This window comes from Fulvivirga sp. M361 (genome assembly GCF_007097395.1).
Lineage (GTDB): Bacteria > Bacteroidota > Bacteroidia > Cytophagales > Cyclobacteriaceae > Fulvivirga.
The window spans coordinates 39,919-54,489 of the sequence record NZ_VKDC01000014.1 but is presented as its reverse complement, the minus strand read 5'-3'; the positions used below and the strand labels follow the sequence as shown (position 1 = coordinate 54,489).

Here is a 14,571-nt window from a genome sequence, read left to right as displayed (position 1 = left end):
TTATAAAGCTACTTAAACCGTTTACATGAAAAAGATCTGGTCCTTTCTCTTTTCCAATAAAATTACGCTGGTTGCACTTTTAGCCTTTGCCGTAGCAATGGCCTATGCGACCTTTATGGAAAATGATTTCGGCACCAATGTGGCCAGGCAGGCTATCTATGAAGCCTGGTGGTTTGAGTTGCTCATGGCTATTTTAGCGCTGAACTTTGCCGGAAATATTTACCGGTACCGGTTATTACGAAAAGACAAACTGAGCATTCTGCTGTTTCACCTGGCGTTTATCGTCGTTCTTATCGGTGCTTTTGTTACGCGGTATTCCAGTTATGAAGGGTTGGTTCGTATCCGTGAAGGTCAGAGCACCAATAAGATCATTTCGCAGGAACGCTATGTTAAAATGCAGGTGCATTGGGATAACCAGGAATGGGAGTTCGAAAAAAGGACCCATCTCACCAGGTTGAACCAACCTGACATTGACCTTGAAGCAGGAAAAACCAATGATCCCATACGCATCCGAATTAATAGGTTTGTTCCGGATGCTATACAGGGATTGGTGGAGAGCGAAGATGAAAATGAGGTAATTGAGCTGGTAGCTGCTACAGGTGAAGGGCGCAGTAGTTTTTACCTGGAGTCAGGAGGAAGTGTTTTTTTAAATGGTCATGAAGTCACCTTCAATAATGAAAAAGTCAATGGGATCAATATAACAGGCGGAAACGACCGTTATCTGATCCATTCACCGGAAGACTTCAACTATCTTGTAATGGCCAACCAACAATCCGGACGGCTTACCAAAGATGTAACAGATACGTTGAGGACAAGGGCATTGTACCGGTCAGACCATTTGAGCTTTGTGGTGAATATGATCTATAAAGGGAAAAGACTCGATTATCAAACCACCGAAAATAAAGAACTGGCTCAGAATGCTGCAGACCTGTTGTTTGTAGACCTTATGCAGGGAAATACGCAGAAAACAGTTATCCTGGCAGCTCTTAATGGGGTTTTTAGCCCTATGCAGGAAACCAGCCTGAATGATTATGATGTAAAACTCTCCTACGGGCCGAGACTAACTCCACTTCCTTTTTCATTACGGTTGACTGATTTTCAATTGGAGCGATATCCGGGTTCTACCAGCCCTTCCTCCTATGCCAGTGAGCTTGTGGTGGAAGATGATGAAAGGACTTTTCCGGTCAGGATTTCCATGAATAACGTGCTGGATCATAAAGGTTACCGGTTTTTTCAGGCCTCTTATGACCTGGATGAACTGGGCACAGTACTTTCCGTTAATAAAGATTTTTGGGGTACTCAAATTACCTACCTTGGATATATCCTGATGGGGTTAGGCATGCTCCTGACCTTGTTTGGTAAAAACTCCCGGTTTGTCCAGGTAAGCAAAAAGCTAAATCAACTTAAGCTGGGCACGGCCGTCTTGATTTCTGCTATGGTCATTTTTCCAGGTTTAATTTCAGCAAATTCGCTGGTGGCGGAAGAAGAACCTGTGCTTTCTACAAAGATGTACATGGACAAGAGCCATGCTGCCGAATTTGGCCGGCTGATGGTGCAGGACATGGACGGTAGGATAAAACCGATCAATACACTGGCCTCAGAGTTTCTCAGGAAGCTTACCCGGAAAACACATTACATGCTTAAAGAAGATGGTGAGACTTATAAACTGAATTCCGACCAGGTCTTTTTATCCATCCATCATGATCCCTTGTCATGGCAATATATGCCATTGATCAAGGTGGATGTTAAAAAGGGAAAGATGATCCTGTTGCAACTGGGCCAGGAAGATAAAGACATGCTTTCTTTTCAGGACTTGCTGGATGACAATGGAGAATATCGTTTGAGGGAAAACGTAGAAGCAGCACAACGTAAGAAACCGGCAGAAAGGTCAGAGCTTGACAATGAAGTGATAAAAGTCGATGAACGGTTTAATGTATTGTTTCAAGCCCTTTCCGGAAATTACCTGAAGATCTTTCCCCAACCGGGTGCCCGCGATCATAAGTGGTTCAATACTGATTTCATCAACGCGGGTTTCCGTAAGCAGGATTCCGTATTTGTAAGAAATATATTAGGCAGTTACTATCAGGACATTAAATCCGCCAAGGAGACCGGCGATTGGGCGAAGCCCCAGGATAAGTTACTCTATCTGAAAACGTTTCAGGATACTATGGGGAAGGAGATCATCCCGACCGATGGCCGGATACAGGCAGAATTGTTATACAACAACTTTAATGTTTTCAATAAACTATTCCCTATTTACTGGATGCTGGGTATTTACCTGCTCTTATTAGCCTTATTACGTGTTTTCTTTGATAAACCATTGCTAAAAAACACCTACTTATTGGGCGTCATCCTTACAGGCCTTGCTTTTGCATTGCAAACAGCTAACATGATACTACGCTGGTATGCCGGAGGGTATCCTCCATGGAGTAATGGGTATGAAATGATCATTCTCGTTTCATGGGCATTGTTCCTTTTTGGTTTTATTTTCTACAGGAAGAGTGATTTCATTCTTCCTGTAGTTGCCTTATTTGGAGGTACGCTGCTGTTTGTCTCCTATCTGGACTGGCTCAACCCGGAAATCACCAACCTTGTGCCGGTACTGAAATCATATTGGCTTAAAATTCACGTAGCTATAATAGTAAGTAGCTATGCTCCGCTTGCTTTATCCGCCTTACTGGGCCTGCTCAGTTTGATATTTATGATCTTCAGGAATGACAATCTCAAAAAACCTATCACTGAACTGACCTATATCAATGAGCTCTCTATGACTATAGGGCTTTTTATGCTGGCAGTAGGCACTTTTTTAGGTGGTGTCTGGGCCAATGAATCCTGGGGGCGCTACTGGGGCTGGGACCCGAAAGAGACCTGGGCCCTGATCTCGATCGTTATCTATGCGATTGTGTTGCACATGCGATTGATCCCCAAGCTAAGAGGTGAATATACGTTTAGTCTTGCCAGTGTAGTAGCCTTCTTTTCAATTATCATGACCTCGTTCGGCGTGAATTATTATTTGTCCGGCCTGCATTCCTATGCTGCAGGTGACCCAGTGCCGGTCCCGCAGTTTGTATACTGGACCGTAGGAAGCATTTTCCTTATTGCGCTGGCCTCTTATATTGCAAAAAGTCAAAAAGCTTTGAAATTGTAAAAGCCCTGGGTTTTAACAGTTATATAGTTCAGAATAGTAATCCTGTTCGGTCTGTGCAAAGATTAGTTCATAGGTAAGTAGGAAAGTTGCTATCGTAAGAAATACTTTCATGGGAGCGAGATTATGCACAACAATTCAGTAAACGTACAAATTTGTCCTTTTATTTCTCTTATCTACGTATCCGAATCTAACGGATAGATGATTTTTGAAATGAATTAACAGTAAGTCTCTTGATAAAGTATAGACTGAATAAGTTGCTTGAACATATATGGACAGCCCGGATTATAAATGTTATTCCTAAATCAGCACGTATGACGCTATCGCTATATGCGCGCCAAGTGGGATATGATTCTTAAATAACTCATTAGTCTAATGGTTTTTAGCCTTTGTTGTGGGGAGTATTTCATCGGGAGGGATGGTAGTGACTTTTCCATTTCTAGATACAATCAACGGACTGTTATTCCTCTTTTTGAACTCTACCATTTTTCTATAAGCCCCTTTTAACCCTAAACTTACTTGTTCTTCCAGTTCTCGTAATTGCTCACTAATTTCCATATACTTTTTATTTAAGTAAGACCACTTGTTTTCATTTCTTATTACAATTTCATCGCCAATTCCCTCAGCAATAAACTCAAAATTTTCACTTGAATTATCAACAAAAATCCACTTGCTAACGATTGACTGATAAATTTTAAAAAAGTTCGCTAAACCGGTAGTATATCGTCTTTCTATTGTCTCAATGGGAATATTATGTCCTCCTTCTTTAACTCTGATTTGTACCCTGTTTATTGCGAGTTCAACAGAGTCGAGTGTAAGAAAAAGTAGCGTTATGTCATATCCTTGTTTCTTTGCTTTTTCAACAAATCCTTGATAAGATCTTGTTGATAAGGTTGTTTCGAAAGCGAATGATTCTTCTTGATTCAATAGTTCCTTAATTCGTTGCAACATTAACCGGCCAGCCCTGATTCGAGCTTTTTCAGGATTCAATGGAGAAATACCTTTTGCAATTTCATCAGCATTTACAAATTCATCGCAGTCAAATATTTCAGGGAGGATAGTATAGGAAAGGGTTGTTTTTCCTGCTCCATTTGGTCCTGCTATGATGTACATTTTTTTCACATCACAAATATATGATTTCTCAAGTCAGCTTCTTTAATCGTCTGTTCTCCACAACAATTCAGTAAACGTACAAATTTGTCCTTTTATTTCTCTTATCTACGTACCACTACTCTGGACTTGCAACAAAAACCAGGACAAATAGTTAAGCACATTTTAAATGGTTCATATTTTCAAATTGTGCAGGTGTTTTATAGCCTAAGTATGCATGCTTTCTTTTTCTGTTCCACCAGTCCTTTCATTTGGTTACAAGCTCTGACCCCGTTGCCCTGAACCATGGCTTTTCAAAACCAAACCTACCCTATTACCTCATTCAGAATGACTTAACATATGAATAAATTGAAACTAATTGATTATTGAATGGTTAATATAAATTAAATTATTTGTATTAAATACAGAATTAATTATATATATTGTTAGACTTTATTAACCAACAAAAAAATAACCCTATGAAAAATTTCATCCTTTTAATCTGTTGCTGGCTTATAGTAAGCCCAACTTTTGCACAATTTCAATTTTCCTATGGAACCCCCCAATCTGAGGTGGGATGGTCTTTAACGGATGTTAATGAAAACAATGCCAGGTATGTCATTGCCGGATATTCTAACGGAATATTTACTTCCTCCGGTATAGATGCCTACCTTACCAAAACAACGTCCGTAGGAAATCAAATCTGGTCAACAACCTATTTTGGCCAGGGTACTGATTATTTTACTTCTGTAGAAGAAACGCTGACTACAGGAAGCGAAACATCTTACGTTGCTGCCGGTTATACCAACAGCTTCGGGGACACTGCAGGCGATGCATGGATCATAGGTGCAAGAAGGGACGGTTCCCTGGCATTTTCAGGCATTTATGGCCGGGCAGGTTTTGATATCTTCCATGATGTAAAAAACAGTAAAAAGTTTGAGTTCGAGGAAGGCTATGTAGCCACCGGTCGTACCGATAGTTACACCTTTTTTCCTGATGGCAACTTATATGTTGTGAAAACCGATCTTGCCGGAAACCTGATAAGGGCCACCGTTATTGGCGGAAAAGGCACTCAGGTGGGCTACTGGATAGAACAAACCAGAGATGGAGGATATATTGTGACAGGCTCCAATGTGAATGATCTATGCAGCCCTGATCCTCTGATGAACGGAAGTACGGATATTTTCGTGGTTAAACTCAAGGAAGACCTTACTATGGAATGGAACAGGATTATAGGTCACCCTAATGAGGTAGGTGTGGCCAATGCTCAGAATGTAGGCAGATGTGTTAAAGAAGATGAAAAAGGGAACTTTATCATTACCGGGTACACGAACACTTTCGGACTGGACAAAACCTACGATGCTTTTCTCCTGGTCCTGGACCCCAATGGAGCATTCCTTCGTTTCAAAACTTATGGAACAGACTGCGAAAACGAACTGGCTACCTCTCTTGTGCTCGGACGTGCCGAAGATGGCAGCAGCGCTATTACAGTAGTAGGCGGCAATTATTCAAAAACCAGCGGGTCATATAATGCCCTGATGTTCCAGACAAAGACCGACCTGAGCCTGAGTTGGGCCCGTGAGTACGGAAGGGCGCAAAACGACTTCGGGCTGGAGCTCACCTCTTACAAAAATGAATTGTATGCTTTCACAGGTTATACCTTTTCCCTTGGAACAGGCGGTATGAATACCTATCTCGTCGAAACTACGTTATCCGGAAAGTCAAATACAAGTTGCGAGAAGGAATTGCTCCTGAAAGAAATATTCCATGAGCCTTGTATTACCGAATCAGCCCAACAGGTTTTTGTAGATGAGTACAAGCTCATACAGCCTAAGCACACCCGGTTCGAATTCAAAGAAGACATATGTACCACTGCCGGGACACCATTCGGTAAAAGCGAAAAAGCATCAGAAGGAGTTTTAAAGATGTTCCCTAATCCTTCCGAGAATTTCGTGATCATAGAGGTTCCCGAAAATTATGATCCGGAATCTGTAAAAATAATAGATGTACAACGTAGTAAACAGCAGTCCGTCAATGTCAATCAAGTGGATGCGGAACACCTGGAGCTGGAAACTTCAGGCCTGGAAAAAGGTATTTATCTGATAGAATTCACTACAAAAGAGGGGAAGGTAGTGAGTAGAAGATTTATCAAAGAATAAGATTGCATATACTTTCCCATACACCCATGACAGAAGGCGCCTTTCAAGGTGCCTTCTGTTTTAATGTTTATAGCTACTAACCAAAGTAATTATTTCCAGGTAGTTTTTGATGGATTCTGTATTTTCTAATCTACCCGGGAGCGCCCGATGTGTTGCTTAGATGGATGCTGACAACTCATCCCAATAACGTATCGACAGCATAAGTTATATCTATTCTTAAGCCGGTTTGGTAGGGATGACAAGATAGATACTGATCGTAATTGCGAACCCCGAGCGCAGGCTTGCGGGTGGCGTGAAGCAATCTCCTTATCGTTTGCCGGTAAAGTGTCCTATTCTACAGTGACCGATGGGGGAGAGGTGTAGAAGAACCTTCGCATTATCTTTATAGTAGGTGCTATATATACGCAGAGTTTCACCGCAAAGGTGCCAGGCCGTAAAGAGGAATGAGACCTGTTTTGGCGCAAGTCTTCCGGCAGGGGTTGGGTGGGGCGAGACTTGTGCCTTCCTGTTTCAACAAGTCTTCAGACTTACATTTCCACCCTTCAGGACCTTTGGTTAGTTTTAAGGCTTCCAAACTTTACCCTCATGAGCAGAAAATATAAGATCAGAGACCAGGAAAAGCTGTACTTTGTGACTTTTGCCGTAGTCTATTGGATCGATGTATTTACAAGGAGAACCTACGGAGATATATTCATTGATAGCCTTCGTTTTTGCCAGAAAAACAAAGGGATGGAATTGTATGCTTACTGCTTGATGAGCAACCATGTCCACTTGATCATAGGTACCAATGGTGAAAACAAAATTCAAAATCTATTGAGAGACCTTAAGAAATATACTTCAGTGAAAATCATTGAAGCGATAAAAACACACTATGGAGAAAGTAGAAAAGAGTGGATGCTTTGGATGTTCGAACAGGCCGGCCGAAGGAACAGCAACAATAAAAGGTACCAGTTCTGGCAACAGCATAATCATCCTATTGAATTAAATACGAATGAATTAATGACCCAGAAGTTAGATTATATCCATAACAATCCGGTTAAAGCCGGTATTGTGTTGTCTCCGGAAGAATATCTTTACAGTAGTGCTAAGAATTATTCAGGATTGCCTGAATACCTTTTGGAGGTCAAGTTTATTGAATAGGTAAGTCTGAAGACTTGAGGAGTAGTAAGCACAAGTGACGCTGGCGCTTAACACTTGCGCTATTGAATTGCGGGTGGCGTGAAGCAACCTCCTTATCGTTTGCCGGTAAAGTGTCCTATTCTACGATGACCGATGGGTAAGAGTTGTAGAAGAACCTTCGCATTATCTTTATAGTAGTCCCTGTTTTGGCGCAAGTCTTCCGGCAGGGGCTGGGCGGGGCGAGACTTGTGCCCTCCTGTTTCAACAAGTCTTCAGACTTACATTTCCACCATTCCGTACCATTGGTAACTTTTAATGTTTACCCTCATGAGCAGAAAATATAAGATCAGAGACCAGGAAAAGCTGTACTTTGTGACTTTTGCCGTAGTCTATTGGATCGATGTATTTACAAGGAGAACCTACAGAGAAATATTCATGGATAGCCTTCGTTTTTGCCAGAAAAACAAAGGGTTGGAATTGTATGCTTACTGCTTAATGAGTAACCATGTCCACTTGATCATAGGTACCAATGGTGAAAACAAAATTCAAAATCTATTGAGAGACCTTAAGAAATATACTTCAGTGAAAATCATTGAAGCGATAAAAACACACTATGGAGAAAGTAGAAAAGAGTGGATGCTTTGGATGTTCGAACAGGCCGGCAGAAGGAACAGCAACAATAAAAGGTACCAGTTCTGGCAACAGCATAATCATCCTATTGAATTAGATACGAATGAATTAATGACCCAGAAGCTGAATTATATCCATAACAATCCGGTTAAAGCGGGTATTGTGTTGCCTGACCTGGTCGTCGGTTAAGCGCAGCGTTCCTACGACCTACAAACTGGATAGAGCGTCCGCTCGGGTTTCATTTACGGCATTATTTTCTATAGCTATGGACTAAGGTGAATATTCCGGATATCTCCTTCCGGAGCGTATTTAGCAAAGCGTAATGCGTTCCCATTTTCTTCTAAGATCGAGCCTTTAGCATTTGTAATGCGCATATTTTTGATGAACTTATTTTGAATGGTTCTGATGGTAAAATTGAGGTATCATACCCCAAAAGCTACCTCTAAAGTACACCCGGATTACAAATCCTATCCCTAAATCAGCACGCATGACGCTATCGCTATATGCGCGCCAGGGGGGGGTAAGTCTGAAGACTTGAGGAGTAGTAAGCACAAGTGACGCTGGCGCTTAACACTTGCGCTATTGAAGGTAGTCTATTGGATCGATGTATTTACCAGGAGAACCTACAGAGAAATATTCATTGATAGCCTTCGTTTTTGCCAGAAAAACAAAGGGATGGAAATGTAAGCTTACTGCTTGATGAGCAACCATGTCCACTTGATCATAGGTACCGGCGGTGACAACAAAATTCAAAGTTTATTCATGGGAAGTTTACAATAACATTATTTGAGTTATCTTACCATTTTCGAAAACATATCCTCGAATTTCAACTTTGTCAGGTCCGCCAACAACATTCCACCAGCTTTTATACTGCCACATTTTATACCCCGTATCAGTTATATGATATGAATCAGGTTCTCCAAAGGCTTCCTCTACCATATCCTCAGTATCACCAATTTTAATAGTACCTTTTATAATTCTATTCGCCTTTTCAACTCCGAATTTATTTTCAAGAAACTCTTTTCTCTTATTTGCTTCAAGCTCTTCTTTTTCCTTTCTTTTTATTTCATTTTCATGAGAAGCTAACCTTATACTATCAGTTCTTTCTTGTTTTCTTTTTGCTTCCAAATGCTTTTTTAATTCCATTTTGTGTTTAAAGTATTTATTGGCAAGATGCCATTCTTCAAATGGTTCAGTATATGTAAATTCAAGTAATCCGAAAACTGAATCACTTATTTCTACCCAAACTTCATTCATCATATGAGAAGAAGTCATGTATGAAAGTGATTTAAAATTACAGTCAGGATTGTTGCCATTTGAAAAAGCAACAAGCATTGAATCAATCTCAAACATTTTTATGATTCTTTCTTTTTTCTTAACTCCTTTATTTGAAAAACACGGGAATTTCTTAATGTCCAAGCGTTTACTATATGTTCTCAACTTAATCTTTTTAGAATCGTTCGAATTACTTTTGTTTATTATTAATTCAAATCCAGTCTGGTCACATGGTTGATAAGTGCGATATTCACTTATGTACGCTTCTAATTCTTGAGCAGATGATTCAACCACGCTAAACATCAATATGTTGATAAGAATAAATTTGTAAAATCTCATAAATATATGTTTTTATTAAGCACTTAAGTTTTTTATGGAGTACAACACTCGTATAGCACGTCATCCCTTCAGGAGCGCATTTAGCAAAGCATAATGCGTTCCCATTTTCTTACAGAGTCGCGCATGTAGCATTTCTAATGCGGATACTTTTGATGAACCCATTTTGACCAGGGTTTTAGCACACCCCTGATTTTCACCTCACCAACCGCCTTTTCTACACCTCCCCCTTCCCAATCCCTTCAATCTTCTCCTGACAAAGCCTCTCCGTAAACCCCTTCAATCGCTCCACCTTCTCCGCCAGGTAGTCCAGTTCCTCTTTAGAAATACTATACTCATCCATCTTATAGCGAGCGTCTACGTAGGCCTTTCGAAGCAACTCAAATAGCCGTTTTTCTTCATCGGTGGAGTAGGGGAATACCGCAAAGCGAGGGTCACAGTTTTTCACCCGCAGGTCCAGCCGCTCCAGGTCATGCTCTTTGGGACGGTAGTCCGTGTAGACTAGCAGGATGGTGGTGTAGTAGCGTTCAGTAACCTGATGAAGTAGGAAGGCCGCGTTATGAAACCTTTCTTTGCTCATCTCAAACTCAAAAGTTTCTAAAAACTCAGTCGCACTAGTATACCACTGATCAAAATACCCCTGCGCTTTTTCCCGGGCTTCTTCCGCGGTGAGCTTCTTAGGGTTTTGCAAGTGTACCTTGCCGGTATCATACAGTACAATGCCTTCCTTTTTAATGTCCTTGAAGAAGTAATTGCCCTGCATCAGGGACTGGTTCAGGTGCTTGCCGGAGTGGAAGATGAGGCTGACGGGTGTTTTCACGATGCCGGTATCCCGTAATACCTCGTTCACCTTGGTTTCTATTTTCAGGTGGCACTTCAGGTCGTCATGGAGGGTGACTACGAGCAGGTCATAGTCGCTTTTGTATTCGTAAAGGATGCCTTTTTCCACATAGGTGTCTTCCACATACTCGCCCCGGGCATAGCTGCCGAACAGGATCACCATTTCTACCTTTTTCATGTTGCTGAGCAGCTTGGTGATGTTCTGTAGTTCCTCCTGTTTGGTAAGGGGTAATTTCTGTAATGCTTCGTTCACGGGTGTAAGATAATGGATTATTTCCTGGCACTAAATATAGGTCAATATTTCGTGGATTTAAAAAGCCCTAAGGATGAAGGAAGTAGGTGTTGGGCCTGAAAAATATGGCCCTGCGGCTTGGTGAAATACACGCTTATTTTGTAGCTTGATCCTGTCAACACATCTTAATTAGTAAGTACTAACCCGGAGAAAATATACTCAACATTACAGTAACATATTAACCCATAGGGGCGTGCATGCGGGTGAAAGTCCCGTGACTTATCTGTTTTCTCAAATGGATGTGTTGACAGTGACCGCCCCTTTTTTTTAAATACCAACTACTATGTCAACACATCCGATTTCTACCGATCTAAATGCGCTGAACAAAGGGCAGCGCCAGGCGCTGGTCATCTACCTGCTGGGCCAGGCCACCTATGAAAACCTATTTAAGAAATACTCCATAGGGGGTATAAGCAATGACCCGAATGCCCAATTTACCGGGCACCTGCGGGACACCCTGCTGGAATGTTATTATAATGTATTTGATAACTCCCCCCACACCGAGGTGGACCATTATGTGAACACCGTGGAGCTGTTAGAATACCTGCGGCATACCATGAAAGACTACGACACCCTGCTGGAAGAGCTGCGAGGTGCCTATGGTAAAAAGCAGATCCTGCATTACGTCACTATGATCCGCCAGGCCGTAGACCAGCTCGGCCTCAATAGCTTCGACTAGCCCTTACCGTTTGCCTCCATCACGGGTGTCTGACCCGTGATGTTTACTGCTCACACCTTCCTTTACCAGGCCATGTAAGGTATGATCCGTTGTGTTTCAGGCCGGTGATTAGAAAAAGGGGGGTACCGGCCATCGGCTTTGAAGGAAACTCCTATGCTCACATAGAGGTTGGGCTGTTTTCTTTTCGCTTCAGTAGGGGGTGAATGGTGTGCCGCAAAGGCGCTAAGACGCAAAGTTTTACAGCTACGGGAGGCCTTTTAGCGATGGGATAAACCTGCCGAATACGTCCGCGAATGCCCACCGGGCAAGCCATGGTTTTTTCCTTTTTTACGCACCTGGGTGATGTATAGGGGGTGTTTTAGCCTGTGAGATTTTGTAAAAATTGACGGGCCCCGGTATTTTCCCGGCCGAAATGTTGCTTCCGCCCAGGGAGGTCCACCGGTCACCGTACGGTTATCTCCGGGTTCACGGCCTGCACCCTGCCGCTGAAGCGACTTCATGTATTTTATGTTTCATTAAAAAAAACAAGTTATGTCAAAAGAAAACTACGAGGCCAAGCTGCCTTTACTGGAAGCCCTGCCTTCCGAAGAGGTGCGTGTGCCTGACCTCCCCGTAGACGTGTACCTCCAGGAAGCCGAAAACCTTAGCGTGATCGCTTCCGAAGACAAAGAGGCCCTTACTGCCGTGGGCCTGGACTGGGAAACCTACGGCGAAGACCTGCCGGTAAGGGCCGGGGCTCTGCGCCATGCCCAGTCACAGTGGGTAAAGACACGCTACAGCCAGGAAGAAGCCCGCAAGGAGTGGAATAGGCTGTCACCCCTGGCCTATGAGGAACGTAACGACCTGCTGGCCACCTTCCGCTTTGCCTTTCGCCGCCGTGCCGACTTACTGGGCCGTGTGAGCGAGATCACTGACGGCACGGGCCATCATGACATGGTACAGGACCTCAGCGACCTGGCCGCATTAGGCGAGGCCGGCACCCAAGAGCTCGAGGCCATCCACTTTGATGTGACCCGCCTGACGCAAGCCGCCGAACAGGCCGACCAAATGGCGGCCCTCCTGGCCCAGGCCAACGGTGAGCGGTTCGACGACTCCGCCGCCAAAGTGCTGCGTGACCGTGCCTACACGCACCTGAAAGCTGCCGTAGACGAAGTGCGCGTCACCGGCCGGTACATATTCCGGAAGGATGGCCGGGCCAGGGCCTACGCCAGCAACTACTGGCGATAGTTCAGGCTCACCATGCTACAATTTTTCTGCCTGGCGACGCAGCCAGCGCCTCCGGGCAGGAAAGATAGTGGCTACACCGGCCCAGAAGGGCAGTAAAACGCCCCTGGAAGGGAAGCAGGCCATTCCTGAAAGAGAAAAAACTGCCCGGAAAGGTTCGTATAGCCTCCCGGAAGGGTGATGTCCCTCCCCGGAAGGAGGAAAAGTTACCCCGGAAGACTTAATATAGCTCCCCGGAAGGGTGACGTCCCTCCCCGGAAAGGGTATAAAGCTCCCTGGGAAGAATTTTATTTCCCCGGAAAAGGTCGTAACTACCCTGGACAGAATATTATTTGGTTTATAACGTATGAGAAGCAAAAAAGTGTGGCGTCCTGAAGAAGATAACGCCATGGCTGTCCCTGTCAGGAGAAGCAAGCGACCATTTTTATCTGACACCCGGTCACCTGTACCTAGCCACCAGTTGTTCCAAGCTATCAGCGCTTTGCCCTACTTTTGGGTATAACAACGTCAAAAACAACTACCTATCGTCACTGCGAGCCTTTTTATAGGCAAAAGGGTTGGAAAAGGCGTGGCAGTCCCCTTGTTTGAGGAGATTGCCGCGGCTTTTCAACGCTAAGATCTACCCAAAAGCCTCGCAAAGACGTTTATTGGTTTATTATGATACATTTTAAGATAGGTCTCAACCCAAAACTCACGTTACTTATACAGCCGCTTCAGATCTCCTGATAGCTTACCATCATAATTTCTGATCTTGAGATCGCCCGTGCCGGCGCTATAGACATGTATATCTTTCGCCACATTACTCACGTATATTCCTCCTGAATTGTCATCAAGGGTTATGTTACCGGTGATGTCCCTGGCTTTAATATCACCCGAAGCATCTACCAGCTTTAAATCCCCATCAATTTTTTGAATGTCGAGATTTCCCGAAGCGTCACCTAACTGTATATTGCCTTTTGTATTTTTAATAGCTACATCTCCGGAACGATCTGACAATTTGATATTGCCATTTACATGATCGAGGTGTATGACCCCGGAACGGTCATTAATGCTTATGACTGCATTGGTATTACCGTTTTTATTAAGATCCTGAAGTTTAATATCACCAGATGAATCATCAAGTTTCAGGTCGCCCTGCACATTCTTAATTTTTATATTTCCTGACCGGTCTGTCACAGCTAGATTGCTTTCCATGTCTTCGATAGATAAATCACCCGAGCGATCGCTTATGCTCAATGCCATTTCCTTTGGCACTTTTACCACCAGGTCTATTTTTCTAACGGGTGCGCTGAAAAAACCATTAGGGTTGAAGGCTTCGGCAAAATCACTGCGTTGATGAAAGTCAAAGTGACTTTTTAAACTGGCCCGGCCTCCTTCTTTTTCCAATGACAACACCATAAACTTTTGAATGATATTGGCTGCTCTGTCTATGTTTTTGGCTGATAATACTATTTCGGCTTCCACCTGTATGACGTCGCTGTCCGTTCCTTTTACAATTACTCTGCCGGCCCCGGTGCTCATGCTTAGTTTACTGATATCTTGCTTACTGAGTTCCATGGTCGTCTTCGCAGCATAGACACGATAAAAGAGAACTTTGTTTTCGCTGTTATCGACCCTTTTGAGCTCCAATGTGTCTTGTAATACGCTGCCATAAACGGACGGAAATAGTAAGAAACCCAGGCAGAGTAAAGTAGCGGTAAGTAAATATTTATGCATGATCTGTATTTTGAGTTTTGATTGATGGTTTTAGGATGTATTTTCATGTCCTAGATGTTACAAATCA

The 14,571-nt window shown here is 43.2% G+C and carries 12 protein-coding genes and 1 pseudogene; 6 read left to right on the top strand and 7 right to left on the bottom strand.

Going from position 1 to position 14,571, the window contains the following annotated elements; translation table 11 throughout:
- The first annotated feature begins 25 nt into the window (after positions 1-25).
- Positions 26-3,148 (top strand): cytochrome c biogenesis protein CcsA, encoded by a 3,123-nt coding sequence (gene ccsA / locus FNH22_RS16195; protein ID WP_143399457.1) that lies wholly within the window; start codon positions 26-28, stop codon positions 3,146-3,148.
- 369 nt (positions 3,149-3,517) lie between these two features.
- Here ccsA and FNH22_RS16190 read toward each other — a convergent pair whose 3' ends face one another.
- Both FNH22_RS16190 and FNH22_RS32940 read right to left on the bottom strand, forming a co-directional pair.
- A complete protein-coding gene (locus tag FNH22_RS16190) occupies positions 3,518-4,258 on the bottom strand; it encodes a zeta toxin family protein (protein WP_143399456.1) in 741 nt (246 codons plus the stop codon).
- A gap of 151 nt (positions 4,259-4,409) precedes the next feature.
- Positions 4,410-4,490, bottom strand: a pseudogene (locus FNH22_RS32940) (hypothetical protein); the annotation flags it as partial.
- Positions 4,491-4,713: 223 nt separating this feature from the next.
- Here FNH22_RS32940 and FNH22_RS16185 point away from each other — a divergent pair.
- From FNH22_RS16185 to FNH22_RS16175, 3 genes are all read left to right on the top strand, one after another.
- Entirely contained in the window at positions 4,714-6,393 is a 1,680-nt protein-coding gene (locus FNH22_RS16185) for a T9SS type A sorting domain-containing protein (RefSeq protein WP_143399455.1), read from the top strand.
- Between the two features lie 585 nt (positions 6,394-6,978).
- On the top strand, positions 6,979-7,533 hold the full coding sequence (locus tag FNH22_RS16180; protein ID WP_143399454.1) for a transposase: 555 nt from the start codon (positions 6,979-6,981) through the stop codon (positions 7,531-7,533).
- A 306-nt stretch (positions 7,534-7,839) separates the two neighbouring features.
- Complete coding sequence (locus FNH22_RS16175; protein WP_185154256.1) at positions 7,840-8,331, top strand: transposase; 492 nt, start codon at positions 7,840-7,842, stop codon at positions 8,329-8,331.
- Between the two features lie 582 nt (positions 8,332-8,913).
- Here FNH22_RS16175 and FNH22_RS16170 read toward each other — a convergent pair.
- Together FNH22_RS16170 and FNH22_RS16165 are read right to left on the bottom strand one after the other, a co-directional pair.
- Complete coding sequence (locus tag FNH22_RS16170) at positions 8,914-9,756, bottom strand: hypothetical protein (protein ID WP_143399452.1); 843 nt, start codon at positions 9,754-9,756, stop codon at positions 8,914-8,916.
- Between the two features lie 214 nt (positions 9,757-9,970).
- Positions 9,971-10,846 (bottom strand): HEPN domain-containing protein, encoded by an 876-nt coding sequence (locus FNH22_RS16165; protein ID WP_143399451.1) that lies wholly within the window; start codon positions 10,844-10,846, stop codon positions 9,971-9,973.
- A gap of 322 nt (positions 10,847-11,168) precedes the next feature.
- Between FNH22_RS16165 and FNH22_RS16160 the strand changes: the two genes are divergently transcribed.
- Positions 11,169-11,564, top strand: a complete 396-nt coding sequence (locus FNH22_RS16160) for a hypothetical protein (protein ID WP_143399450.1) — start codon at positions 11,169-11,171, stop codon at positions 11,562-11,564.
- Positions 11,565-11,821: 257 nt separating this feature from the next.
- Here the strand turns inward: FNH22_RS16160 and FNH22_RS16155 are convergent, their stop codons facing one another.
- Positions 11,822-12,064, bottom strand: coding sequence for a hypothetical protein (locus FNH22_RS16155; RefSeq protein WP_143399449.1), 243 nt, complete (start codon positions 12,062-12,064; stop codon positions 11,822-11,824).
- A gap of 31 nt (positions 12,065-12,095) precedes the next feature.
- Here FNH22_RS16155 and FNH22_RS16150 point away from each other — a divergent pair, with 31 nt between their 5' ends.
- The gene (locus tag FNH22_RS16150; protein WP_143399448.1) at positions 12,096-12,791 is read left to right on the top strand and encodes a hypothetical protein; all 696 of its coding nucleotides are present in this window, start codon (positions 12,096-12,098) and stop codon (positions 12,789-12,791) included.
- 15 nt (positions 12,792-12,806) lie between these two features.
- Here FNH22_RS16150 and FNH22_RS16145 read toward each other — a convergent pair whose 3' ends face one another.
- Positions 12,807-13,202 (bottom strand): hypothetical protein, encoded by a 396-nt coding sequence (locus FNH22_RS16145; protein WP_143399447.1) that lies wholly within the window; start codon positions 13,200-13,202, stop codon positions 12,807-12,809.
- Positions 13,203-13,484: 282 nt separating this feature from the next.
- Complete coding sequence (locus FNH22_RS16140; RefSeq protein ID WP_143399446.1) at positions 13,485-14,504, bottom strand: DUF4097 family beta strand repeat-containing protein; 1,020 nt, start codon at positions 14,502-14,504, stop codon at positions 13,485-13,487.
- Positions 14,505-14,571: the final 67 nt, after the last annotated feature.

What these genes read in the sequence shown, in the direction of transcription:
- FNH22_RS16160 (WP_143399450.1), top strand. Translation starts at nt 11,169, where the DNA reads ATGTCAACACATCCGATTTCTACCGATCTAAATGCGCTGAACAAAGGG.
- FNH22_RS16150 (WP_143399448.1), top strand. Translation starts at nt 12,096, where the DNA reads ATGTCAAAAGAAAACTACGAGGCCAAGCTGCCTTTACTGGAAGCCCTG.
- FNH22_RS16155 (WP_143399449.1), bottom strand. Translation starts at nt 12,064, where the DNA reads ATGAAGTCGCTTCAGCGGCAGGGTGCAGGCCGTGAACCCGGAGATAAC.
- FNH22_RS16185 (WP_143399455.1), top strand. Translation starts at nt 4,714, where the DNA reads ATGAAAAATTTCATCCTTTTAATCTGTTGCTGGCTTATAGTAAGCCCA.
- FNH22_RS16175 (WP_185154256.1), top strand. Translation starts at nt 7,840, where the DNA reads ATGAGCAGAAAATATAAGATCAGAGACCAGGAAAAGCTGTACTTTGTG.
- FNH22_RS16170 (WP_143399452.1), bottom strand. Translation starts at nt 9,756, where the DNA reads ATGAGATTTTACAAATTTATTCTTATCAACATATTGATGTTTAGCGTG.
- FNH22_RS16180 (WP_143399454.1), top strand. Translation starts at nt 6,979, where the DNA reads ATGAGCAGAAAATATAAGATCAGAGACCAGGAAAAGCTGTACTTTGTG.
- FNH22_RS16140 (WP_143399446.1), bottom strand. Translation starts at nt 14,504, where the DNA reads ATGCATAAATATTTACTTACCGCTACTTTACTCTGCCTGGGTTTCTTA.
- ccsA (WP_143399457.1), top strand. Translation starts at nt 26, where the DNA reads ATGAAAAAGATCTGGTCCTTTCTCTTTTCCAATAAAATTACGCTGGTT.
- FNH22_RS16190 (WP_143399456.1), bottom strand. Translation starts at nt 4,258, where the DNA reads ATGTACATCATAGCAGGACCAAATGGAGCAGGAAAAACAACCCTTTCC.